The organism is Thermogemmatispora aurantia, from assembly GCF_008974285.1.
Classification (GTDB): Bacteria; Chloroflexota; Ktedonobacteria; order Ktedonobacterales; family Ktedonobacteraceae; genus Thermogemmatispora; species Thermogemmatispora aurantia.
In genome coordinates this window covers 604,469-627,367 of the sequence record NZ_BKZV01000001.1, presented here as the reverse complement: position 1 = coordinate 627,367, position 22,899 = coordinate 604,469, and the positions used below count along the sequence as shown (strand labels likewise).

Genomic DNA, 22,899 nt, shown 5'->3' with positions numbered 1-22,899 from the left:
CATGCGGAGCTGGCAGACCGTTTTTCTGGTGCTCTTGATTGTGGTGACGGGCTTTCTGGCCATCAGTAGCGGCTGGAAGGCGCTCTATGTGGTCACCTATGTGTTGCTGGCCGTCTTTCTGCTCTCACTGCTGTGGGCCCATTACAGTCTGCGCGGATTGGTCTTTCATCGCGCGGCCCCTTTTGGGCGCGTCCAGGTGGGTGATACCTTCGACGAGCGCTTGATGTTAGATAATGTCAGCATCTTTCCCAAACTCTGGGTGCAGATCGTCGATGGCTCCACGCTGCCTGGCCATCGCGCCGGTTATGTCGCCAGCATGGGCGGGCGCAAGCGCGCGCTCTGGCGGGCCCGTACGGTCTGTCGGCGCCGGGGTCGCTACCAACTTGGTCCCGTGATTGCCAGCAGTGGCGACCCCTTCGGCCTCTTCCGGCGTCATCGTCTGCTCTCGCCGGCCTACGACATTCTCGTTCTGCCGCGTGTCATTCCTCTGGCAGGCTTTGCCTTTTTTACTGGTGGTCTGCCTGGTAAAGGGCGCAGTACCCGTCGCGCGCTCCATACGACAACGAATGCTACCACCATCCGAGAATACGTCAGCGGCGATTCGCTCAACCGCATTCACTGGCCCTCAACGGCACATTATAATAAACTGATGGTCAAGGAATTCGATCTTGATCCAGCAATGGATGCCTGGATCTTCCTCGATCTCCATCAGGCAGTGCAGGCGGGCGAGGGAGAAGAATCGACAGAAGAATATGGCATTACGATCGCGGCCTCGCTCGCCGTCTATCTGCTGCGTCAGGACCTGTCTCTGGGCCTGATTGTTAACGGCGAGCGTCGAGAGTTTCTGGCACTGGATCGCGGCGAGCGCCAGATCGAGCGTGTGCTGGAGCTGCTGGCGGTGGTCAGAGCAGGATCTGGACCGGACTTGAAGGAGGCGTTGGCGCTGGATGCCCTGCATTTTGGGCGCAATACAGCGGCCATTGTGATTACCCCTTCAACCTCGCGCGACTGGCACGAAGGGTTAAGGCACTTGCGCCGCCGTGGGGTCCAGGTGGCGGTCATCGGACTGGAGGCCGCTTCTTTTGATGGACGACCCGTCGATGAAGATACGTGGGCCTTGCTGGAAGGCGAGGGCGTTCCCGTGCTGCGCGTCAGACGGGGCGACTCGCTAGCAGAGGCGCTCGAACGCGGCCCGAGCGTGCGCTCTCTCCAATGGAGGTCTTGATATGGGCCAGGCCACTGCTGATCGTTTCTCTCGGCTGTTCTCGGAGCCTGAACTCCGCCCCAAGGGGGCAGGTTCACCAGCTCCAAACCCAGATAAGCCAGGGCTGAGCTGGTCCTCGCTCAAGGAGTTGTTCCATCTCGAAGAAGGCTACTTCTCGCTCGTGCTGGTGACCATCGTCGTCTATAGCACCATCTGGTCGGTGCAGGTGGCCGGTTGGGTAGCCCATCTGGAGGTACTCACCCTGACAACCGCACTTGGCCTGCTGCTCGGCTTGGTGGCCGGGCGCCAGCGTTGGCTCCCTCCCTGGCTCGTTCAGCCGCTGGCCCTGGTGCTCGGTTTGCTCATCGCCTACTGGCAGACCGCAACTGCCGACTTCAACGGCAGCTTCCCTCTCTTCTTCAGCGCCCTGCGGGCCTGGGTGGCGATCGCTCTGGCCGGGGGCACGAGTAGCGACGATTCGATCTTTCTCTTCCTGATCACTGCTCTCAGCTTCTGGCTGGCCTATGCCAGTGTCTGGCTAGTCTATCGCACTCGTGTGCCGCTGCTGATGATCCTGCTCAACGGCGCGGTGTTGCTCATTAATCTCAGCAATGTACCTGTTGGCTATCTGATCTTTCTCTTTATCTTTTTGTGCGCCTCACTGCTGCTCCTGCTCCGCTTTTCACTCTTTGAGTCGATGCGCCGCTGGAAGCGACTGGGTCTGCGCTGCGCTGACGATCTGGGCTGGGACTTCATGCAGGCCGGCCTGCTGGTTTCGCTGGCCGTGGTGATTCTCTCCTGGATTCTGCCGGGCAGCTATGTCAATGCCGATGCCGCGCAGATCTGGGATCTTGACAGCAATCCCTGGGTGCAGGTTGAGAATGCCTGGAACCGTCTTGTCGCTGTCGATGGGGGAGTAATTCCATCGAACCGCGGCAACTTCACCAATTCGCTGGTGCTAGGTGGCAATCCCCACCTGAACAACGACATCGTTTTCCGCATCACGAGCAGCGAGGGAGGGCAATATATTGCCTCGCTGGCCTATGACACCTACGATGGGCGTGGCTGGTCGACCAGTCCCACCTACAGTATCTCGCTGCCGAAGGGCCAGCAGATTCCGCCCGAGGGCACGCCTGTCCATGCCGTGACGCTCCAGATTACCGTCGTCAATCCCCCAGGTGAGCAGCAGCCCTACCTCTTCACGCCCTGGCAGGCGGGCCAGCTTGACCAGCCTGCGGTTGTGCTCGTGAGCAAAAACACTACCAGCATCGTGGCCGTGCTGCGCAAAGGGTCCAAGCTAGCGGCAGGTGATCATTACACGGTCCAGTCGTATGTCTCCTCGGCGGATGTCAAGACCCTGGAATCGGTTCCTTTCCCTTCCGCAGCTCCCAAGCTGCCACCCAACTATGAGGGCCCTCTACCCACCGATTATTATGATCCCGCCATTCTGCAGACCTATCTGCAGTTGCCTCCTCATCTTGATCCCAATATTCGCATCCTGGCCGAGCAACTGACCGCCAGCGCTCACACGATGTACGACAAGGCGGTGGCTTTAGAAAACTACTTCCGTGGCTATACCTACTCAGTCGATGTCCAGCTGCCCCCCGGCGATGAGCCGGTCTCCTGGCTGCTCTTCCGCAGCGGTCACCGGGCGTTCTGTAATTACTTTGCGACGGCGATGGCGGTAATGGCGCGCGAACTTGGGATGCCGGCGCGAGTGGTGACTGGCTATGCGCCGGGCACCTACGATCCTTCTACTCATCAATGGGTGGTACGTGGTACTCAGGCCCATGCCTGGACCCAGATCTACTTCGCTGGCTATGGCTGGATCAATTTCGAGCCTTCGCCGGGATTTCCGGCCTTCACGCGCCCGCTTCCCAATCAGTACAGCTCGTCAGATAGTGGCTCGACGATCACTCCTGGTCAGGGCATTTCGCCCAGCGCCACGACGCCACGGCGTCTCCCGCTGCCGAACGATGAAACCGGGGTAGCGGGAGGTAGTTCCCAGGGGAGCGGCCTGAGCTGGCAGCAGTCATTGAGCTACTTCACCCTGAGCGTAATCTTTGCTCTGGCCTGCTTGTTGATGCTCTTCGCCATCTGGTGGCGGCGGCTCTTCCGCCACTTGCGCCTGACAGCCCAAATCTACGGGCGCATCTGTCTATTGGCGAGCTGGGCCGGCCTCACTCCCCGTCGCGCCGAGACGCCTCACGAATATATCCAGCGTCTCAGTGATGTGGCTCCCGAGCAGGCGCCGCTCTTGCAGCGTCTGGGGGACCTCTACGTGCGCGACCTGTGGGCGCCCCCGGGTAGCCCTGAGCACCCAGCCAACTCGGGCGAAATGCGCGAAGCACCAGCCCTCTGGCGACAGATTGAGCCGCGTCTCTTCCTTTACCTCCTACGTCATCCCTATGTGCTGGCCAGGGCGCCTGTGCACTTTATCCGTTGGCTCTGGGAACACCTGCGCCGTCTCTGGCGCAGAGGTCGCTCGTTCGATTTGCCAGCGCCAACCGCCCTGGAAGATCTCTGACGCTGCGGTGCGAGGGGAGAGGGAAGGCCCAGCCGGAGCCAGGGAGCACTTGACCTGCTCTCCCTCTTCCGTTAAACTGTACTATGCCACCTTGGAGCTTTCCCAAGCCAGGGTGGCATGTGCCCTTTAAGCTGATCCTTATGGAGTGATGCGATGATTGATCGTGTTGTGCTGGAACAGGATCGGGAGATGCTGGCCAGCATCCGGGAACGGCCTCTGGAGATCCCCGATGCCTATCCGGTGAAGCTGCAGGTGCTCGACCTGGCTCGCCACGTGGTCGTCGCCCCGGATGGAAAGCGCTACGTGCTGGCGACCTTCGATGATCGCCGCCTGGGCCGCGGCTTTGTCACAGCTGTCTATCCTCAGCAGAACGGTTATCTCACCCTCTATCGGTTGGTGATCTACGAGCATAGTAGCAATACGCCGCAAGAGGCGATTGAGTGCCATAAACGGCTGGCAAAGATCATCCAGCAAGGGCAACTGATGCAGTTTGTGAAACAGGCGAAAGCCGAGGCTAAAACCGAGGTGCAGGCCGGGCTGGGTAGTCGTTAGCCCGGCCTTCGCTCCTCTTCCCCTGATTCTTCCCTCGCTCTATTGACCAGCGTTGATCTTCCCTTGACAAAGGAGTTTTTTTACCGTATACTCGTTCTAGACCTTTTCTAAAAAGTAATCATTTACTTGAAGTCCTGTGGCCCCGTGCCGCTGGTTCGGGGCCTTTGGTGTCCCCATCTGGGACAAAAAACATTCGCTGCGCTTAGCGCAAGCCCAGGGATAGGGAGGCGAGCTAATGGTAAGCAATCGTGTGCTCCTGGCCTCTTGGCCTCTGCAGCAGAAGAGGAGCAGGGGGATTGTTTTGCCGTTCGCTACCTCTGCCTTTTCCAGGGGCTTCGCTGGCCTTTCTTCGCTGTTACTCACTACTCCATGCCTGGTTGACTTGGGGATCAGTGGGCCCATTTGGGGGGAGTCGCCGCCTGTTTTACGCCTGGCGCCTGATGTGTGACAAAAGCGCCGGGCGCTGAAGAGCGATCTCTCGACCGTGGGCACTGAGACAGCAACCTTCAGTCCCACGGTTTTTTGTCGCCTTTTTCCTGGTCGGACGATGGCATCCATTCTGATCCCTGGGTTGCAGCAGCTGTGGAGTACTGAGACTGAGAAGCCTCGAAAAAACCGGGCCGAGTTCGCTTCCGTCGGCCAAGAGACTCCACTATTCACCTACTCGACATGCCTGTCCGCTCATCTGACCCGACGCTAGCTAACGGGCTGGCTGACCTGCTCGGTTTGAAGCCTATCGTGGCCTTGTCATACGACTCGCCCTGAGCTGTATGCTTCCAAGGCGGGTGGAGCTGTTCTTTAGGGCAGATGGAAGACCGGTCGAGTGATCGTGGTAAGAGGTCCCGGCTGGTAGTATCTTTCCGATCGACCGTTCTGGTTTCTCTCCACGCTGGAGAGCAGCGTGGACCGGACGGGGACAGCCAAGACGATGCTCACAAGCAAAGGAGGTTTACTGTATGGCGATACAGCGCCTGCTCCCACCATTATCTACACCGAGGTTGGCAGATCACCAAGAGGAGCAAGATGCTGTTCTTGTTGAGGAGGTCACGAAAGTCTTTATGAAGTCTCGTCCGTGGCTGCCCTGGCAGAAGGGAAAAGATGCACGCACGGTGCGGGCGGTGGATCGGGTGAGCTTGCGGGTTAAGCGTCGCGAAATCATCGGCATTCTCGGCTCGAATGGCTCGGGCAAATCTACACTGATTCGCATTCTCTCCACGCTGCTCATTCCTGATAGCGGGCGGGTCACGATCTTTGGCTACGATGTCGTGCGAGACGAGGCCATCGTGCGCCGCCTGATCAACCGCGTGAGTGTTGAGGCTTCCTTCTTCAAGAAGCTCTCGCCTATGGAGAACCTGATCTATGCAGCGCGTCTCTACAACCTGCCAGGGCGTCTGGCGCGCGAGCGAATTGTCTCTATCCTGGAGCGTCTGGGCATCGGAGCCGCACGCATTAAGCAGCCGCTGGAAGATATGTCGCGCGGCATGCAGCAGAAAGTCGCCATTGCCCGCGCTTTTCTGACGGCTCCCGTATTGCTGCTCCTGGATGAACCGACGACTGGCCTCGATCCTCGCTCAAAACTGGATGTGCAAACCTTTGTTCGCGAGCTTCGTGAGGTTCACGATGCAACAATCCTTCTGACGACCCATGATCTGGAGGAGGCTGAGGCTCTCTGCGATCGTGTCGCGATTATCGATCAGGGACGTATTGTGGCGCTTGGTTCGATCGATGAGCTGAAGCAGGAAGTGATGCACCAGCTGGGGCTGTCCGTACCCGCGAGCATGCATCAGGTGTTCATGCACTATACAGCCAGCCATCGCATCACGGAAGAGGATATTCTTCGCTACGGCAGTTGGGAAAAAGCCTTTGAGGCTTTGGAAGCTATGCGTGAAGAGGAGGAATAAAAGGACTGTATGATGTTTACTGCTTTAGTGCACCGAGGACGGGCAACCTACGCTTTCTTTGAGCGCAACTGGAACCTGACCAGACGCTACTGGGCCTGGGAAATTGTTTGGTTGCTCTACAACATCGTCAACGCTCTCAGCGTGACCTTCATCGGAGCCGCTGCTGAGCAGATTACCGGGGCAAAGGTCAAGTTCGACACCAACTCACTGCTGTTGGTACTCGTGATCGGCACCTCGGTCTGGTCCTATCTCAGTGTAACCTTCGACGGCGTGACTGACATTATCAATATGGAGCGCTGGGAGGGCACCATCGAATATACCTTTATGGCTCCCATCTCGCGCTTTACCCATATGGTCGGGAGCTGTCTTTACGCTGTTGCTCATGGACTGCTCTTTACGCTGATACAGCTGCTGGTCATTGCAGCTTTCTTCCATATCGATCTAAGCCATGCTAATTACCTGACGGCACTCTTTTTGCTGTTGCTGGGTAGTATCTCATTTATCGGCTTTGGCATCGGAGCGGCGATCCTCCCGCTGTTGTACACAGAGAAGGGCATGCAGATGTCGTTCATCGTCAAAGCCGTCCTGTTGCTGGTCTCGGGGGTCTACTATCCTATCTCAGTGCTGCCGGGCTGGATGCAGCCGCTGGCGCGTATTTCGCCAGCTACGTATGTGCTGGAGGGCCTGCGCGAGGCGATCATGCAGGGCCGGCCTCTCTGGTCTCCTGAGATCTGGAGCTGTACCTGGCCCCTGATTCTGACGGGTCTGATTAGTGTGCCAGCGAGTGTCTACGCTTTTAGCCTGGCGGAGCGCTATGCCAAGCGAACGGGGAAGCTGAAAAGGAATGGCTGAGGCCCAGGCCCCGGCCCTGGCTGCTCTGGTGAAGGCCTGTCGCGCAGCTGGCAGGCTGGAGAGCCAGCCTGCGAACGGGCTGGGGCTGGGCCGTTTATCGCCGTGGTTTCCCCTTCCAGAGGAGGACAACGGATGGCTGTTTACTTGCGCGATCTCTCAGCGCGCTCTCCGACAGCCGCGGACCTGCCGGCTGTCAAAGAACTCTTTGCCATCTGTGCACGGGTTGAAGGGGAGCAGGAGGGCCATGAGGAAGATGGAGATCTCAGTGCAAGCTGGCAGCGGATGGATTTCCAGCTGAGCAGCGATGCCTGGTTAATTCTGACGCGTCAGGGGCAGGTAGTGGGCTATGGTGCTGTTTGGTCTGTCGCCCTCGCTGGGGCTGAGGTGGCGCAAGGGAGCAATTGGGCTTTCTGCGTCCGCGTTCACCCGGCCTATCGAGGCCGAGGCATTGGCACACTCTTGCTGCGCCTGGCGGAACAGCGTGCGCGTGCCGCCCTGGAGGACATTGTAGTCAGCGAGCGCGGCTGCGCCCTGCTCACAACGACGGTGGCCTATAGCAACCGGTCCGCTCGAGCCTTGTTGGAACGTGAAGGCTACCAGTTAGAGCGGAGCTTTTGGTACATTGTCATTGAGAGTCAGACGCAAGCAGCCTGGTCTGAGCGAGGGCGCCTGACACTGGAACTGGAATTGGAAGAGGAGGAACGCTCAGCTCCCGCTTCCAGAGGCCCGGCGCGGCTGTTAGAACCTGTTGGGAGAACGCTGGTGCGCCACTACTGCTGCTATGAAAAACAGCTGTTGCCGGGGGCGCTCAATCTTCAGCAGGCAGAGCAGCGTAAAGCCTAATGCTGCTTCTAACTGATAACCAGGGTCAGCCTCTTTTACCTTGCTCGTCTGGGACTCCACCGCGCGTGGCGAGTGAGAACTGAGGCTGACCTGCTTGGTTTCTGGAGAGATAGAGGGAGGGGGGAGTGCGTTACTTTCTTTCTGCCTCTCCCGTCCTGATGATAGAGAGCTGTTCGGGGGAACTATTTCATCAGGGAGAGAGAGGATTGTCATTGATGCCACTACTGGCTCTTTCTCTGAGCAGTGCTTCTGATCATCAAGGATTGCGTATATTGTTGCTGGTGCTCCTTATTGTTGCAGTCGTCCTGCTGATTGTTGGAGGGATTATTGCCGTTTGGACCTTGCGCAGCTATCGCAAGACCACAGCAGCAGGCCACTATGGCCTCTCAGGCGAAGGTGAGGGTCAGGCCGCGCGCTTCTAGGCATGGAGGGGGCTGGACAGGTCAGGCTGGCTGTGAGCACTAACGGCGACCTCGCTGAAGAAGAGGAGACAAAGCAGGCGGTGAGGAAACTAACCTACGTGCGACGATCTGGAGAGATAGGCAGGTAGGTTGGCTGGAACTTGAGGGGGCGATATGGTGCGGCGATCGGCCATCCCGCTTATTGTGGGAACCTTTCTCTTGCGCGTCAATACAGGTGCTGGGGGGATCGTCCTGGGGCTATTCCTGGCCCGCCTGGCTATTCATGCAGGGCATCACATTACGGCCATTCAGGTGGGTCTGCTGGCTGTCGTCTATTATGCTACTGAGCTGACGCTCGCGCCGTTCATGGGAGCGTTGAGCGATCGCTGGGGACGGCGCCTTTTTATGGTCCTGGGCCCACTACTGGGCGTGCTAGGGATGCTGCTGATACCGCTGACGCCGATGGCCTCGCCGTTGCCCTTCTTACTGACCTTGCAGGTGCTTGCGGGCCTGGCGTCAGCGATGATCACCCCCTCTGTCCTGGGCTATCTGGCCGATTTGACCAGGCGGAATGAGCAGGGTCGCATGCGGGTCATGGGCTTCTATGAGCTGGCGACCAGTGGCGGGATAGCAGCCGGGGTCGTCGTAGGCGGCTTTGCCTGGGACCGCTTTGGTTCCTGGGCTTTTGCTCTGTTAGCCCTCTTCTATGCCTTGGTGACGCTCTGCATGTTCCTGGCTCCTCATGTTACCCAGGTGACTGAACCCACTGGCCCGGCGCTGCTGATGAGACGTTATCTGGCAATCTTGCACAAGCCGCGCCTCTTTATCTTTATTCCAGCCTGGATCTGTATTAGTGCCCTGCTGGGTATCTGGGTCAGCTCACAGCTGCCTTTCTTACTCTCCCGCCCTGGACGCATGGGTGATCAGCTCTTAATGGGCATCATGAGCGGACCTGGTGGCGGTGGTCGCCTGAGCCTGGTCCTGGGTAGCTATGTCCTCTTCTTCGGTCTCTCACTTCTCTTCTGGGCCTGTTTCCTTGCCCATCTGCCCCGCCTGATGATGATGCTCACTTCCGTAGCGGGTCTCTATGTGGGCGTAATGGCCCTCTGGGGCATGAATCACCGCCTCGGAGGTGATTTAGCTCCAGGGATCTGGATTCCTGTGCTCCTCCTAGGAATCTTTGCTGAAAGCAGCTTTGCCCCTTCTGCCCTGGCTTACCTGGCCGATCTCACTGAGGAGAGCGCGATGGATCGCGGTCTGCTCATGGGCCTCTATTCGGTCTTTCTTGGCCTGGGCCAGTTGCTAGGCAATGGCCTGGCTGGTCTCTTCGCCCATCGTCTTGGCTTTGATGGCCTGATTTGCCTGACAGCCATCCTTGGTCTGGTCGCACTGCTCTCACTCCTGACGCTCCTCCGTCTTGAACAACATTACGCTGCTAAGGCCAGAGAGACAGGCGAAGCCTCAGTTGCCGAGCGCTCACACATCGCTTCTTTTTAGTTTTAGTTAGTCCGAGAGGCGAGCTGGCAAACTAACCAGCGCGCTCGTTGTGAGCGCCCTTCTCCTCGCTTGGGAAGATATAGAAGGTGCTCAAGACCCGGGCCACTGCGCGCTGTTCCTGCCCCTCGTCGCTCTGGTGGTAGACCGTAGCCTCCAGCACCGCCGTGGTCCGGCCCTGATGGATAATGGCAGCCTCCGCCAGCAAGTGCCCATTGCGCACGGCGCGGAGATAGTTGATCTTGGCCTCGATCGTCCCGGTGTGCGTCCCCGGCGGATAGGAGGCCAGGAGCGCCATAGCCATAGCTGTATCGGCCAATGAAAAGATCACGCCGCCGTGCACCAATCCCTGGGGGTGCATCAGCCGCTCATCGACCGTCAGGCGAACTCGCCCACGCCCTGGCTCCGCTGCCTCCACGCGCATGCCCAGAAGCTGGCCGAAGCCTGGGCGCTGGTTGATCTGTTCTACAAAATGATGAATTTGCTCCACTTGCTTTTCCTGGTTCATTGGCGACTTATTCCTCTACTTGTGAAAAAAGCGAGATAAAGATCAGCTGGTGATTTCGCCGCTCGTGTGGGTTGACGGCGAGGTATCGGCTTCAGCGGCGACGCAGGGCGCGCTCCATCTCGCGGCGGGCATCGCGCTCGGCAATAGCCTCCCGCTTGTCATAGAGCTTGCGTCCGCGGCAAAGGCCCAGCTCAATCTTGGCGAGGCCGTCTTTGAGATAGAGCTTCAGAGGGATCAGTGTCATCCCTTTCTGGCTGACCTTGCCGAGAAGCTGGTTGATCTCGCGGCGGTGCAGCAGCAACTTACGAGGGCGCAGCGGGTCATGGTTGTGGATGTTCCCATGCTCGTAGGGAGAGATATGCATATTTTCCAACCACAGCTCGCCGTTTCTGCCGATGGCGTACGCGCCGCGGAGATTGACCTTGCCAGCGCGAATCGACTTAATCTCGGTGCCAGCCAGAGCGATCCCGGCCTCTACCGTACGCTCCACATCGTAGTCATGGTAAGCCTGTCGATTGACAGCGATGACCTGCATTGGCTTGCCATCGCCCTGGACCGGCTTTTTCGTTGTCGCCTGCTTTGCCAGCTGCTTCGTCATAGGACCTCCTCCGAGTGCCAGCTCCCCTTGACACACAGACAAAAGCTGTCTACTAGTATAACAGCAATGTCGTTCAGGGACATCTTCACAGCGACCCCGCACGGAGATGAACGCGGAGTGAGGGGCGAGCGGCTCGGCAGCCTTGACTGAGCCGTCAGAGCCAGCAGCACAGCCAGTCTGCCAGGCGCGGCCCCCAGGTGAGGAAGAGTATACATGCAGAAACCGAGAAGGTCAATTTTTTATGCGCTAGGCCAGGTGACCGTTCGGGCACGCTGGCTGATCCTCCTGCTCTGGTTACTCCTGGCGCTCGTGGCCTTACCCTTTGCCCCACGGGCTAGCCAGGTGCTTCAGCCGGGGGGATTGCTCAGTCCTGATGCTGAGTCACAACGAGCGCTCGATCTGCTCACCAGCAAGCTCCATCTCAATCCGACGGTTGTCCAGGTGATTTTCACTAGCCAGCGCTATCGTGTGGACAGCCCGCAATTCGTCCAGCAGATGCAGCAAGCACTCGCCCAGGTACGGAGCTGGTCTGAAGTGGCGGGCGTCGTCACCTACCTGGATAATCCGCGACAGATCTCGCTCGATCGTCATGGCGCCTATGCCAATGTCATGCTCAAGACTGATCCCGACAGCGCGCCGCGCCTCCTGCCCGAGCTGGAGCGCAGGCTGAAGGCGCAGCCGGATCTGGAGATTCACGTTGGCGGCAGCCCCGTCTTCTACGAAGATATTCAGTTTGTCAGCGAGCGTGATCTGCGACGAGCTGAGCTGCTGGCCTTTCCTTTTGCCCTCATTGCCCTGCTCCTGGTCTTCCGCTCTGTCATTGCCGCGCTCTTACCCACCATCATCGGTGGCGGAGCGGTGATCGTGGCGCTCGCCATTATCTTTGGGCTGGGTCACGTCATCCCGCTATCGATCTTTGTTTTGAACATTACCACGCTGTTCGGCCTCGGGCTGGGAGTTGACTATTCCCTCTTCATGGTCAGCCGCTTCCGCGAAGAGTTAGCACGCGGTCGGAAGCCAGGTGAGGCGGTGGCCGTTACCGTAGCCACCGCTGGGCGAGCTGTGACCTTCTCCGGTTTTACCGTCTCCATTGGCCTCTTCGGACTGACGTTCTTCCGCATTAACATGCTGCGCTCGGTTGGCCTGGGGGGGATGCTGGTGGTCATGCTCTGCGTTGTGGCGGCCCTGACCCTGCTTCCGGCCATGCTGGCCATTCTGGGGACGCGCGTCAACGCCCTGCCCGTGCGCCTCTCCTGGCTGTGGGGCTGGTGGCGTCAGCGGCGGGCTGCTCATGTAGATGCAGCGACAGAAGAAGTGGCTCTGGCTGGAGCACGCAGCGCCCTCATTCAGCCGCATCAGGGATTCTGGTATCGGCTATCGCATCTGGTCATGCGCTATCCGCTACGCTTCTTCTTCCCGGTCTTAGTGCTGCTGGTAGCCCTCGGATTACCCTTCCTGGCGGTCCGCTTTTCGGCGCCGGGGGCCTCGATCCTGCCCCAAGATGTCCCGTCGCGCGTCTCCTACGATCTCTTGGTCTCACGTTTCAACGCGCGCGAGACGACGCCCATTCTACTGGCCGTTCAGATGCAGGGCAACGTGCTGACACCCAGCAATATCGCCTTGCTCTATCGCTATGTCCAGCGGCTAGAAGCTGATCCGCGCGTGGCCCGCGTCGACAGCATCGTGAGCGCCGATCCTCGTCTGACTTTACAGGAATATGAGCTACTCTATACTCACCCGCAACTCATTGCTGATCCCTATTTATCCGGTCTGCTCAAATCCTCGGTCGCGGGCAACCTGGCAATGGTCACTGTCATCAGTAAGTATGACATGCTCTCGGAGCAGTCAGAGGAGCTTGTCCTGACCATTCGTAACACGCCTCCGGGGCCGGGCATGCATGTGCTTGTGGCCGGAGGGAGCGCCAGCAACATCGACTATGTCGAGGCCCTCTACGGGGATTTCCCGAAGGCGGCGCTGATTGTGGCGGGCATCACCTATGTCGTGCTCCTGCTGCTCTTCCGCTCGCTGCTACTGCCGCTCAAGGCCATTCTTATGAATACACTATCGATCCTGGCCAGCTATGGAGCGCTGGTCGTCATCTTCCAGGAAGGCTTCTTGCATCAGCTGCTGGGCTTTACACCCCTGGGCTTTGTCGAAGCTTCCAGTCCCATTCTCCTCTTCTGCTCGCTCTTCGGCCTCTCGATGGATTATGAGGTCTTTCTACTCTCCCGGGTACAAGAAGCCTACTGGGAGAGCGGCGACAATACCCAGGCGGTAGCCCTTGGCCTGCAGCGCAGTGGGGGAATCATCACCAGCGCGGCTGCTATTGTTGTGGTAGTCAGTGCCTGCTTTGCCACTGCCGACATGATCCTCGTGAAAGCTCTCGGGTTGGGCATGGCCCTGGCAGTCATCTGCGATGCCACGCTCGTGCGAGGTCTGCTTGTGCCAGCGACCATGCGGCTCTTGGGCAATCTCAATTGGTGGCTGCCATTTGTCGGGGTCCAGCGCCGGCCTACCCTCCTGGCTGAGGAGAAAGCAGGCCGCCGCGAGGTCAGCAGTGAGGGAGGGACGTTAGTGAGCGGTGAGGGAGAGCGGCCTGCTCATCCCCGGTCTCAGCAAGGAGGAAGGCTATGATGAGCACGCTGCATAAGGGACGCTGCCGTCTCGGGCAGCTGCTCTATCTTCTGCTGGCGCTGCTGTCCGGACTGAGCGGCTTGAGCGCCTGCGCCTTTCCGGGCATTCCGGCTACGTCAGCGCAGCTGCCGCTGGTGCCTGTCACCGCCCAGGCGACGCCTTTGCCTCCCATTCGTCTGCCCCAGGACGAGGCCCCGCATAAGGACCTCACCGAGTGGTGGTACTATACTGGCCACCTCCAGGCCCGAGGCAACGACGGGCGTCTCCTGCATTATGGCTTCGAGCTGGTCTTTTTTCAAGTATTGCGTAGCGACTTGCCGCCTGTCTATGCGGCTCATTTCGCCATCAGCGACATCACTCGTGGTCAGTTTCACTTTGCGCAGCAACGCGTGCTACAACTTGAACCTGCATCAGCGGGAGCGGGCAGCCAGGGAGGCTTTCAGCTCCAGGTCGGCCCCTGGCGCATGCAGGGGCGCAATGGGAAAGATCAACTGGCAGCTGTCATGCCAGACTATGCCCTGCAGTTGCAGCTACAGGCGCTCAAACCAGCTGTCTTGCATAATGGCAACGGACTGATCACCTATGGTCTGGCAGGCTTCTCCTACTATTACTCGCGCACTCGTCTAGCCGTCAGCGGCCTCCTGGTTGATCATGGCCAGACCCTGCCTGTCACGGGATTAGCCTGGATGGACCACCAGTGGGGAAACTTCCTCACTCTGGCCGGCGGTGGCTGGGACTGGTTCAGTTTGCAGCTCAATGATAACAGCGAGCTGATGCTCTATCTGATCCGTGATGCCAGCAAGCGGGTCATCTCTACCTATGTGAGCTTCATAGATCCCAGTGGTCAGGACCACCTCTTGCCGGCCAGCGCTCTGCACGTTCAAACCCTGGCAACCTGGCTGAGTCCGGTGACCCATGCCCGCTATCCTTCCGGCTGGCTGATCACCATCAGCGATGGGCGCTTCTCCGCCCAGCTCACTCTTCAGCCAGAGCTGAAAGATCAAGAGCTAGTCACCTACCAGTCGACTGGCAACGCCTATTGGGAGGGAGCCGTGAGCATCCAGGGTCAGAGCGCAGGTCATGCCGTCGACGGAGAAGGCTATGTTGAACTGACCGGCTATGCTGCTGCGTAATCCCTTGGAGAGGCGAGAGAGCGCCTGTCTAGACGGACGGTAGTCGATCGATTCGATTGACCGCGCCTGTTGGTGGTCTTGCCGCCCGTCTGATAATAGAGTAGACTCCTGCGAAGGACCGGAGCCGAGCTGCAATGCTCTATAAAAAGCCGTTCGGTCGGCTTGAGGACAGCTCTGGTAGTACCTTCGGGCCAGAGGGAGCCGCATCTCCAGCTCAACAGAAGCAGAGTAAGGCGATCAATGCGGATGAATTTGCCGACTACTTGTGTCATCCTTTTGTGTTATACTGCTGATGATTGTGTAGAGAAAAAACTCCAGGCTAACTGTTCAAGAGGTGGTAGCCCGGTTCATTGTTGGGGGGAACAATGAAAGCAGGGACGCGCGTCTCCACGCTAGATGAATCTGCTATCGTCGAGCGTGTGTTTCGCATTATTGCGAGCGTGCGCGGCTCGAAACCCGACTACACCAGGCTTGCGGCAGAGCTGACGCCGACCATCCCATTTGACATTTTTGGCGTAGTCCTTCTAAGGCATGACCGTCAAGCTGTGCGCGTGACAGTCTGCTGGCGAGGAGAGGGCGATGCCTGGCAAGCGCGCTATCATCAGCATCCGCTACCCGAATCGCGGGCGGAGCAGGTGCTGAGACACCCCATTATGCTCGTCGAGAACTATCCGCAGGGAGCGGATGGACCGCCGGCGAAGGTAGGGGATGCCCTCAGTGGTCACCCGCAGCTGCGCTCGGCAGCCATTGTGCCATTAGTAGTCGAAGATCGTGTGCTGGGCACTTTAGAGCTGGGAAGCTGTCAGCTGGGTACCTATGATGATCCCTCGCTGCGTCGTCTGCTGGAAGCGGTAGGGCGGGTCCTGGCGGCTGCGATCGAAGGGGTGCAGGTAGGCGGCAGTGCCCAGATTCAAGACCGGCAGCGGGAAGCGCTCAAAGCCGTCTCCAATGCACTGGCTTCGACGATGGATCTGGCCACCATCTTTCAGCGCATCGTCAACGGTATTGCCGAGGCGCTGCGCGTCTGGTCAGCGATTGTCACCATCGATCGCTCGGGCCAGAGGGGGGGCTTACGCCTCGAAGCTCAGGCGGGTCTGGAGGCCCATACCCTCGCGCGTATTATCGAGAATGGGCAGGCTCTCAGCGAGCAGTGCATCATTGGCTACAGCCTGCTTCATCGCCAGCCGCAATTCTCTAATGACATCGGCAATGACTCGCGCTTCCCGGCCAGCCAGCCTCTCTATAGCCAACTCAAGATTCGCTCTATCTTTGTCCATCCGCTGGTCACTGACTCCACCGTTTACGGAGCCTTACTGCTCTGCTCTGAAGAACCGGGTGGTTTTACACCACTCAAAGTAGACATCCTCTCGCTCTTTGCGAGTCAGGCCACTATCGCCATTCACAATGGCATGCTGCTCGAAGCGGTACGGCGGCAGCAGCGCTTTCGAGAGATCATTGCGCGACTCGAAGCGACTCAAAGACAATGGGGCGAAGAAGCGGAGAAGCAGCTACTGGGGCAGGTACGTAGTGAATTCGAGCAGACCTTTGGCATCAGCTTTATGAGCCTCCTGCGCTTCATTGCCGACTATCTGCTGACCTGTCCTGAGCAGAACCTGCAGACTCTGATGAGCGCCGTGCGTCAGCGCAGGCAGGCTGTTGGGACTCCCCAGGCGTTGCCTGATAGGCAGATTATAGACGTGGCAGATACGCAGGTCGCTGCTCCGGCGCAAGATCCCAGCGCCGCCCTACTCACACGCGGCGCCGAGGAAGCGCTTGAACGGGCCAGCATACTGAGCGAACTGAGCCGTCTGGTCCAGCTTCATGAGCACCTGCCGGGCCATCTGACCGATGCCTGGTTTGCTGTTGATCTCAGCGGACGCTGCATCTACATGAATCCAGCGGCGGAGAGCCTGTGTGGCGTTCGCCTGCAAGCCGGAGATAGTCGGCGACTCGCTGAAATTTTCTCAACCCTGCTCATCCTTGCGCGCAATCGTGAGCAGCTGGAGCAATACCTCGGCCAGTTTACCCAGGAACAGGCACGGACCTGGGAGCTACGCTGTGCCTTTGCCAGCGAACCACTCCATGAGAAGGCGACCACCAGAGCGGCAGACGGTGACGAGAACAGACGACACGAGCGGCGAGGGGGGGCCGGTCAGGATGACACGAGCCTCGATCGCCACTATCTCTTCACCCGTCATCCTGTCAAAGACCAGCATGGTCAGCTCAAAGCCTACGCGCTCCAGGCCCACGATATCACCGAGCAGGTACGCGACGAAAAGAACAAATTGGCCCTGCTCTCCTCGGTCTCGCACGACCTGCGCACGCCCCTCACGTCCATCAAGGCGGCCATCACCGGGCTACTGGAGCCAGGCATTGTCTGGGATGAAGAGACACGGCGTGAGATTCTACGCGAGGTCGATACCGAGACCGATCATCTGACCGTGCTCATCAACGCGTTGATCGAGATGTCGCGCATTGAGATGGGGGCTCTCACCCTTGAGAAAGAATGGTGCGACATGGGTGAGCTGCTCAACAGCTCCCTCCTGCGCTTAGAGCGCAGCTTGGGAAGAAAGCTCAACATTCGCCCGTATCTGCAGCCTCCATTACCGCTGCTTGTCCACGCTGATTACGCACAGATGGAGCGCGTCTTTTATAATCTCTTGGAGAACGCTCTGCGTCATAACCGATCGAACGAGGAGATTGCTGTCAAACTAGAGATCGTTGATGGCGTACTGCATGGTCGCCTCCTCGCTCATGGCTATCAGCTGCCGGAAGGAGAACGTGAGCGTATCTTCAAAACCTTTTATAGTGTTGACCCCCAGGGAAATGGCCTGAGTCTGGCCATCTGCCGAGGCATCATCGAGGCGCATGGAGGGCGGATCTGGATAGAGTCCTCCTCGGGAGGAGGAGCCGTCTTTGTCTTCGCCCTGCCAGTCTGCTCCTGTGGACCCGGTCCCGGCCCGGCCCACAGCCTGCCTTCGCCCGCTGCACGGTTGTCGGAGGAACAAGAATGAGATCCCGAGGCAAGCGCATCTTAGTTGTCGATGACGAACTCTCAATTCAGCGTATTTTGCGCAGAAACCTGCTCATGAGCGGCTATGAAGTGTTGGTGGCCGACAACGGAGAAGAAGCGCTCAAAGCTGTGCGCCAGCATGAACCTGACCTGATCCTACTCGATCTCTGCCTGCCGGGGAGCATCGACGGCCTGGAAGTCTGTGAGCAAGTTCGCCGCCAGAGTCAGGTGCCCATCATCGTCCTCTCAGCCAGGACCGAAGAGAAGCAGAAAGTCCGTGCCCTGGACCTGGGGGCGGATGATTATCTGACCAAGCCTTTTAGTAACGCCGAGCTGTTGGCGCGCGTGCGGGCTTGTCTGCGCCGCGCTGCCAGTGGTGGAGGGGGCAGGCAGCAAGAAGAAGCGCAGGTCTTGCGCAGCAGCGATGGCTATTTGGTTATGGACGTCGAGCGCCGTTATGTGCGGGCGGGTGATCGTGAAGTTCGCCTCACCCCGACAGAATTTGAGCTATTGCGGCAGCTGATGCTGCACGCTGGCAAGGTCCTGACCCATCGCACCTTGCTGCGAGCGGTATGGGGGCCTGAGTATGGAGAAGAGGCGGACTATCTGCGCGTCTATATTCGGCAACTGCGGCGCAAAGTCGAGCAAGAACCCTCGCGCCCGCGCTATATCCTCACCGAGCCTGGGGTTGGCTATGTTTTCCAGGCGGATGGGAGGCGTGATCAGCAGCCGACTGCTGCCTCTCGCGTGAGCAACGTTGCCCCGGCAGAGGAATAATTAATGGGATTTTAATGCTAACAAGGCCGTCCTATATGGCGAATTGAGCCGGCTTGCTGTACACTGTTATTCGGAAGAATGGGAGTTCTTTACTATATTACCGGTATTTCTTGACAGAGGCAAAGCGAGCAGGCATGCTATGGCTAGAGCGATGGTGCGGCCAAGGCCGCTCAGAGTCCTCATTGTGGGGCAGCAGGAAAGTCTGAACACCATCTTAGAAAGGCATCTGCGCCAGCGCGGCTATGAAGTCCGAGTCCTGCTGCGTGGGGGAGAGATAGACCTGGGGAGTTGGGTAGGAGACGTCCTGTTATACGACATGGATGGAGATAGGGAAGGAGCGAGGGAGGGAGAGGGGGAGAAGCTGCTGCAGCCTCCAAGAAGCTGGCCGGAAGCTCGCTTTACTGTGATCATGGGAAGCAGCTCCGTCTCGCGAGATCGGCTAGAGGAGCTAGGCGTTGTAGCCTTTTTGCTCAAGCCCTTTGACGTAGGACGGCTGTTACGCTACCTCGGTACCCTGCAGCGGCTGGTTCAGACGAGTGAAGAACGAGGCGACTATTTCATCAGCGATAGGCAAGGAGCTGAGGGCAACCGGGCACGGGTGCTGATTGTCGACGACGACGTTGACGTTGCTCAGACGATTCAGCAATCCCTCAAGGCCGTTGCTGACTACGAGCTAGCGGTGGCCCACGATGGATTAGAGGCGCTGGAGCGTTGTGTCGAGTGGCGACCGCACTGCGTAGTTGCTGACCTGATCATGCCCTGGATGAACGGCTATCAAATGATGCGCTGTCTGAAGCGCAGTGCGCTGCCCAGTCCGCCGGCCTTTGTGCTGATGAGTGCTCTGACGCCACGGCAACTGGAGCGCAGACCCTATCTACGAGAAGAGAAGTCGGTGGTCTACGTCGAGAAGCCCTTCTTTGTCGAGCACCTGCAGGCAGCGATTGAGCAGGCGCTGCAGAAACTGGCACCGGCAACGCGACCACTTGCATAGAGAAGAAAAGGAAGAAGAGAAGAATGGAGCAGCAAGATCGTATTATGGATGGTGACCTGCAGACGCTGGGTCTGCAGTCCATTCTCAAGATGCTTGCCCTCAGCGGTAAGACAGGCACGCTGTTTGTCCATTCCGGTCCTGAGACACTTTCGATCGCCCTGCGCAAGGGCCAGATTGTGGCTTTGCGTGAAGAGGGCGCTCCCCAGCTTGATCTGCTTACCATGCTCTGCCTGCTCAATCGGCTCGATCCACGCAGGGCGCAGATGGTTCGCGAGCTGGCGCGAGGTGATATGCAAGTGGCACTGGCGCTGCTGGTTGAACGAGGCTGGATGAGCGCCGAGGAGATGCAGCGCCGGCTGGAGTTTGCCGTGACCCAGTCGATCAGTCACGCCTTACGCTGGGCCGAGGGGCGTTTCTCCTTTCATCGGCGCCTGCTGGCGATCGAGAGCCGTATGCAGCCGCTCGACATCGACTCAGTCCTGCTAGAGGCCCTGCGCCAGGCTGATGAGTGGGAGGAGATGGGTGAGCTACATTTGACGCGTGCCAGCGTAGCGCGTTGGCTGCCAGAAGTCAAAAACAGCAATGACCTGCGTGGCCTGGGGCTGAGCCAGGAGTATATCGAGGTGCTCTCGCTCTGTAACGGCGAGATCCCCCTGCAGGCCATCTCCTTGGCGCTGATGATGCCGGAGGCGCGCGTTGCCCGTCTCATGGCTCGCCTGCTGGAGTTGGGATTGATCGAGTTAGTGGACACCGAGCTGGAGAAAGCCCTCCAGCATGACCTGCACGATCTCCTGATTCGCTGCCAGCACACGCTCTGGCAGCAGCGCAAGAATGTCAACCCTGAGCTGCACCTGCTGAATCTCATTCGTGTGCTGGTTGAATGCATCAATGGTCTACTAGTGCATCACGGACGTTTTGCCAGGAGCCTGCGCGGGAGGGGGCATGTGCCCACGGGTGAAATTATCCGCTATCTTGAGCGTACCTTCTCGCAGCCCTTGCAGCTCCTGGCCAAGCAGTATTACCCCATTCTAGAGACAGCCAGCTTTGTCGATGGGCAGCTTGACTGTGGTGATATCCTGACCCTGGACAAGCTGGTCAAAGGTGAGCAGCTAGAAGAATTTTATTGGGAGGCGGTCGTGGGGTTGTCGGCGTTCTTGCGAATGGTTTTTACCGCCGTCTTGCAAGATGAAGTCGGCAATTCGCACACGAGACAGCAGCTCAACGTTGCCTGGAAGGCCTTTCTGACCGAGATCGATGCCGAGATCCAGGAGTATCAGAAGGTCAGAGCCTATCGCAACGTCCAGCGAACCAGGGGGCGTGAGTTTCAGCCGCAACCGCCACGTCGAGGGGAGGAGGGACAATGGCAAGGGTTCCCGGAGAGCGGTAGCGCCTACGGGTGGCCTGAGACGCGAAGGAGGTCGATCTAAGCATGTCAGCAGTACCGACGGTACTGGTTGTAGATGATAGCCCTACCGTGCGCAAGATTGTGCAGATGACCCTGCAGCGTGAAAATATCCGTGTCATTGCCGCGGGCGATGGGCTGAGCGCCCTCACCTCGGTAGCGGACGAAATGCCGGCGCTGATTCTCCTGGATGTACAGCTGCCCCGCATGGACGGGTACCAAATTTGCCAGATCATACGAAAAAACTTGCAGTTTAGACAGATACCTATTATTATGCTCAGTGGGAAAGATGGTTTGTTCGACAAGATGCGCGGTCGCCTAGCCGGCTCTACCGAGTACATCACAAAGCCCTTCGATTCTGCCGAGCTGGTCCAAACGGTCAAGAAGCATCTGGTCAACTGGCAGGAGCGTGTTCCTCCGCGCTACGAAGGTATGCGCCCGCGGCTGCGTCGCCGCGGTTAGGGATGGAACGCTTCTCTCGGTGATCTGGGCCTGTCTAAGGGGGGTGCTGGGCCAGCTTCGACGGTAGAGCAGAGCAGGGTAGGGCAATGAGGTCAACCAGGGGAAGGAGAAGACGCTCTGATCGATGTCTCGGGTCAAGTCAAGTCGAGTCACGACGGGAGGAAAGTGGGGTCTGTTAAGGTGAGTGGTGAGAGAGGGAGAGGGGGCAGAGAAGGGAGGCCGGAGGGGGAGGGGAAGGACTGCCCGGCGGCGGTCCAGCCAGAACTTGACGAGACGAGGTGTGAGAGGACCGAGCGGTCAGCATGCATCATAGACTTGCCTCCCTATCCTGATCTGCCAGTTCGCTGGCCAGGCCCACAAACAGCATAGTGGTGCTCCGCTTGTTCCATAACGTAGCTCTGGCCCGCTGTCAGATCCAGGTCAGAACAGAGCCCAAGCCTGCTTAGAGATTGCGACGCACACGCGACTGGCCTTTCTTTCCTAAAAAGCTAATGTTTTGACTCTGGAGAAGTTACAACAAGAGGTATAGGGGAAATGCCAGGGCAGAAGGTGCTCGTTGTAGACGACAGCTGGACTGAACTTACAATGATCGCAACCCCACTGCGCAACAGTGGCTTCGAAGTGGTGACAGCGGTCGACGGTGACGAGGCTGTGGAGAAAGTCTTTAAGGAGCGTCCACAGTGCATCGTCCTGGATGTGGTCCTGCCTAAGCAGAGCGGGTTTCAGCTGTGCCGCAAGCTCAAATCATCGGAGCTGAGTCGGCATATCCCGATCATCTTGCTGACAAGCAAGAATACACCCCTCGATCGCTCTTGGGGCCTGCGGCAGGGCGCTGATCTGTACATGACCAAGCCCTTTAACGAGGAAGAACTGGTGGCCAATGTGCGCCGGCTCCTGTAGCCTAGCCAGCCTCAGCCAGCGACCCTAGACAGGCGAGGCAAGGGGGACACAGCCCGATGTGCGACCAGAAGCTGGGAGTAATCCTGTGGCAAGCGATGACCTGAACATGTTGCAACGCGCTCTCCTGGCTCAGCAGCAACGGGGAGCGCATCCTCCGGCATGGGGGGCCTCGGCGTTGCAGCCTGAGCAAGTGCGGACCAATACGGCAGCTGCTCCCGGTGTACCCACTGAGGTACCCGGCGAGCAGTACCTTGCTTTTACTCTGCTCGACCTGGAGTTCGCTTTCAAGGCGGAGTACATTCAAAGCGTGGAGCGCCTGCTCGACGTAACCCCGGTCCCGAATGTTGCTCCCTGGGTCCGAGGGGTGATCAATCTCCGCGGCTCCATCGCTTCCGTGGTGGATTTGCGCACCTTCCTGGAGAGGGAGCCGCTACCCTACAATCCACGCACTCGCCTGCTATCGGTGCAATATAATGAGATGGTGATTTGTCTGGTGGTGGATAGCGTCAGCGAGATGCTCCCCATTCCTGACAACGTTATCGCCAGTGTGAGCACACGCCAGACCAATATTCCACAGTGGGTTGCTCCCTATGCCGCCGGAACGGCAGTGCTCGGTAAACGTGTCATCATCTTGCTCGATGCCGCACGTTTGCTGTTCTCGGAAAAGATGCAACATTACGAAGCTCTGGATTAGGATAGGACGAACA

General features: G+C 58.6%; 19 protein-coding genes. 17 read left to right on the top strand and 2 right to left on the bottom strand.

The features are described from left to right. The first annotated feature begins 1 nt into the window (after position 1). From KTAU_RS02395 to KTAU_RS02360, 8 genes are all read left to right on the top strand, one after another. Positions 2-1,225 carry a DUF58 domain-containing protein gene (locus KTAU_RS02395; protein ID WP_151726856.1) on the top strand — a complete coding sequence of 408 codons (1,224 nt, stop codon included), beginning with the start codon at positions 2-4 and terminating at the stop codon, positions 1,223-1,225. 127 nt (positions 1,226-1,352) lie between these two features. Next, positions 1,353-3,731, top strand: coding sequence for a transglutaminase TgpA family protein (locus tag KTAU_RS02390; RefSeq protein WP_170293002.1), 2,379 nt, complete (start codon positions 1,353-1,355; stop codon positions 3,729-3,731). A 153-nt stretch (positions 3,732-3,884) separates the two neighbouring features. Further along, positions 3,885-4,283: a hypothetical protein gene (locus KTAU_RS02385; RefSeq protein WP_151726854.1), complete on the top strand. Its 399-nt coding sequence runs from the start codon at positions 3,885-3,887 to the stop codon at positions 4,281-4,283. 1,058 nt (positions 4,284-5,341) lie between these two features. Next, complete coding sequence (locus tag KTAU_RS02380) at positions 5,342-6,184, top strand: ABC transporter ATP-binding protein (RefSeq protein WP_170293118.1); 843 nt, start codon at positions 5,342-5,344, stop codon at positions 6,182-6,184. Positions 6,185-6,193: 9 nt separating this feature from the next. Next, complete coding sequence (locus KTAU_RS02375) at positions 6,194-7,036, top strand: ABC transporter permease (RefSeq protein WP_112428269.1); 843 nt, start codon at positions 6,194-6,196, stop codon at positions 7,034-7,036. 132 nt (positions 7,037-7,168) lie between these two features. Then, positions 7,169-7,879 carry a GNAT family N-acetyltransferase gene (locus KTAU_RS02370; RefSeq protein WP_151726852.1) on the top strand — a complete coding sequence of 237 codons (711 nt, stop codon included), beginning with the start codon at positions 7,169-7,171 and terminating at the stop codon, positions 7,877-7,879. Positions 7,880-8,094: 215 nt separating this feature from the next. Then, positions 8,095-8,301, top strand: a complete 207-nt coding sequence (locus tag KTAU_RS02365) for a hypothetical protein (protein WP_151726851.1) — start codon at positions 8,095-8,097, stop codon at positions 8,299-8,301. Positions 8,302-8,454: 153 nt separating this feature from the next. Continuing rightward, on the top strand, positions 8,455-9,777 hold the full coding sequence (locus tag KTAU_RS02360) for an MFS transporter (RefSeq protein ID WP_151726850.1): 1,323 nt from the start codon (positions 8,455-8,457) through the stop codon (positions 9,775-9,777). Between the two features lie 31 nt (positions 9,778-9,808). Here KTAU_RS02360 and KTAU_RS02355 read toward each other — a convergent pair whose 3' ends face one another. Beyond that, entirely contained in the window at positions 9,809-10,282 is a 474-nt protein-coding gene (locus tag KTAU_RS02355; protein ID WP_151726849.1) for a PaaI family thioesterase, read from the bottom strand. Positions 10,283-10,373: 91 nt separating this feature from the next. Then, positions 10,374-10,817, bottom strand: coding sequence for an SsrA-binding protein SmpB (smpB, locus tag KTAU_RS02350; RefSeq protein WP_228026344.1), 444 nt, complete (start codon positions 10,815-10,817; stop codon positions 10,374-10,376). Positions 10,818-11,093: 276 nt separating this feature from the next. Between smpB and KTAU_RS02345 the strand changes: the two genes are divergently transcribed. The 9 genes from KTAU_RS02345 (at position 11,094) to KTAU_RS02305 (ending at position 22,886) form a co-directional block, all read left to right on the top strand. Then, on the top strand, positions 11,094-13,514 hold the full coding sequence (locus tag KTAU_RS02345; protein WP_151726847.1) for an MMPL family transporter: 2,421 nt from the start codon (positions 11,094-11,096) through the stop codon (positions 13,512-13,514). Next, on the top strand, positions 13,511-14,647 hold the full coding sequence (locus KTAU_RS02340; protein ID WP_151726846.1) for a lipocalin-like domain-containing protein: 1,137 nt from the start codon (positions 13,511-13,513) through the stop codon (positions 14,645-14,647). The genes KTAU_RS02345 and KTAU_RS02340 overlap by 4 nt, the downstream gene beginning before the upstream one ends. A gap of 365 nt (positions 14,648-15,012) precedes the next feature. After that, positions 15,013-17,661 (top strand): sensor histidine kinase, encoded by a 2,649-nt coding sequence (locus KTAU_RS02335; protein WP_151726845.1) that lies wholly within the window; start codon positions 15,013-15,015, stop codon positions 17,659-17,661. After that, positions 17,658-18,437 carry a response regulator gene (locus tag KTAU_RS02330; RefSeq protein WP_151726844.1) on the top strand — a complete coding sequence of 260 codons (780 nt, stop codon included), beginning with the start codon at positions 17,658-17,660 and terminating at the stop codon, positions 18,435-18,437. The genes KTAU_RS02335 and KTAU_RS02330 overlap by 4 nt, the downstream gene beginning before the upstream one ends. A 139-nt stretch (positions 18,438-18,576) precedes the next feature. Then, positions 18,577-19,428 carry a response regulator gene (locus KTAU_RS02325; protein ID WP_151726843.1) on the top strand — a complete coding sequence of 284 codons (852 nt, stop codon included), beginning with the start codon at positions 18,577-18,579 and terminating at the stop codon, positions 19,426-19,428. A gap of 23 nt (positions 19,429-19,451) precedes the next feature. After that, positions 19,452-20,855 carry a DUF4388 domain-containing protein gene (locus KTAU_RS02320; RefSeq protein WP_151726842.1) on the top strand — a complete coding sequence of 468 codons (1,404 nt, stop codon included), beginning with the start codon at positions 19,452-19,454 and terminating at the stop codon, positions 20,853-20,855. Positions 20,856-20,857: 2 nt separating this feature from the next. Beyond that, a complete protein-coding gene (locus KTAU_RS02315) occupies positions 20,858-21,292 on the top strand; it encodes a response regulator (protein ID WP_052888274.1) in 435 nt (144 codons plus the stop codon). Positions 21,293-21,826: 534 nt separating this feature from the next. Continuing rightward, positions 21,827-22,192 carry a response regulator transcription factor gene (locus tag KTAU_RS02310; protein WP_052888275.1) on the top strand — a complete coding sequence of 122 codons (366 nt, stop codon included), beginning with the start codon at positions 21,827-21,829 and terminating at the stop codon, positions 22,190-22,192. Positions 22,193-22,277: 85 nt separating this feature from the next. Beyond that, positions 22,278-22,886 (top strand): chemotaxis protein CheW, encoded by a 609-nt coding sequence (locus KTAU_RS02305; RefSeq protein ID WP_112428246.1) that lies wholly within the window; start codon positions 22,278-22,280, stop codon positions 22,884-22,886. The last annotated feature ends 13 nt before the right edge of the window (positions 22,887-22,899 follow it).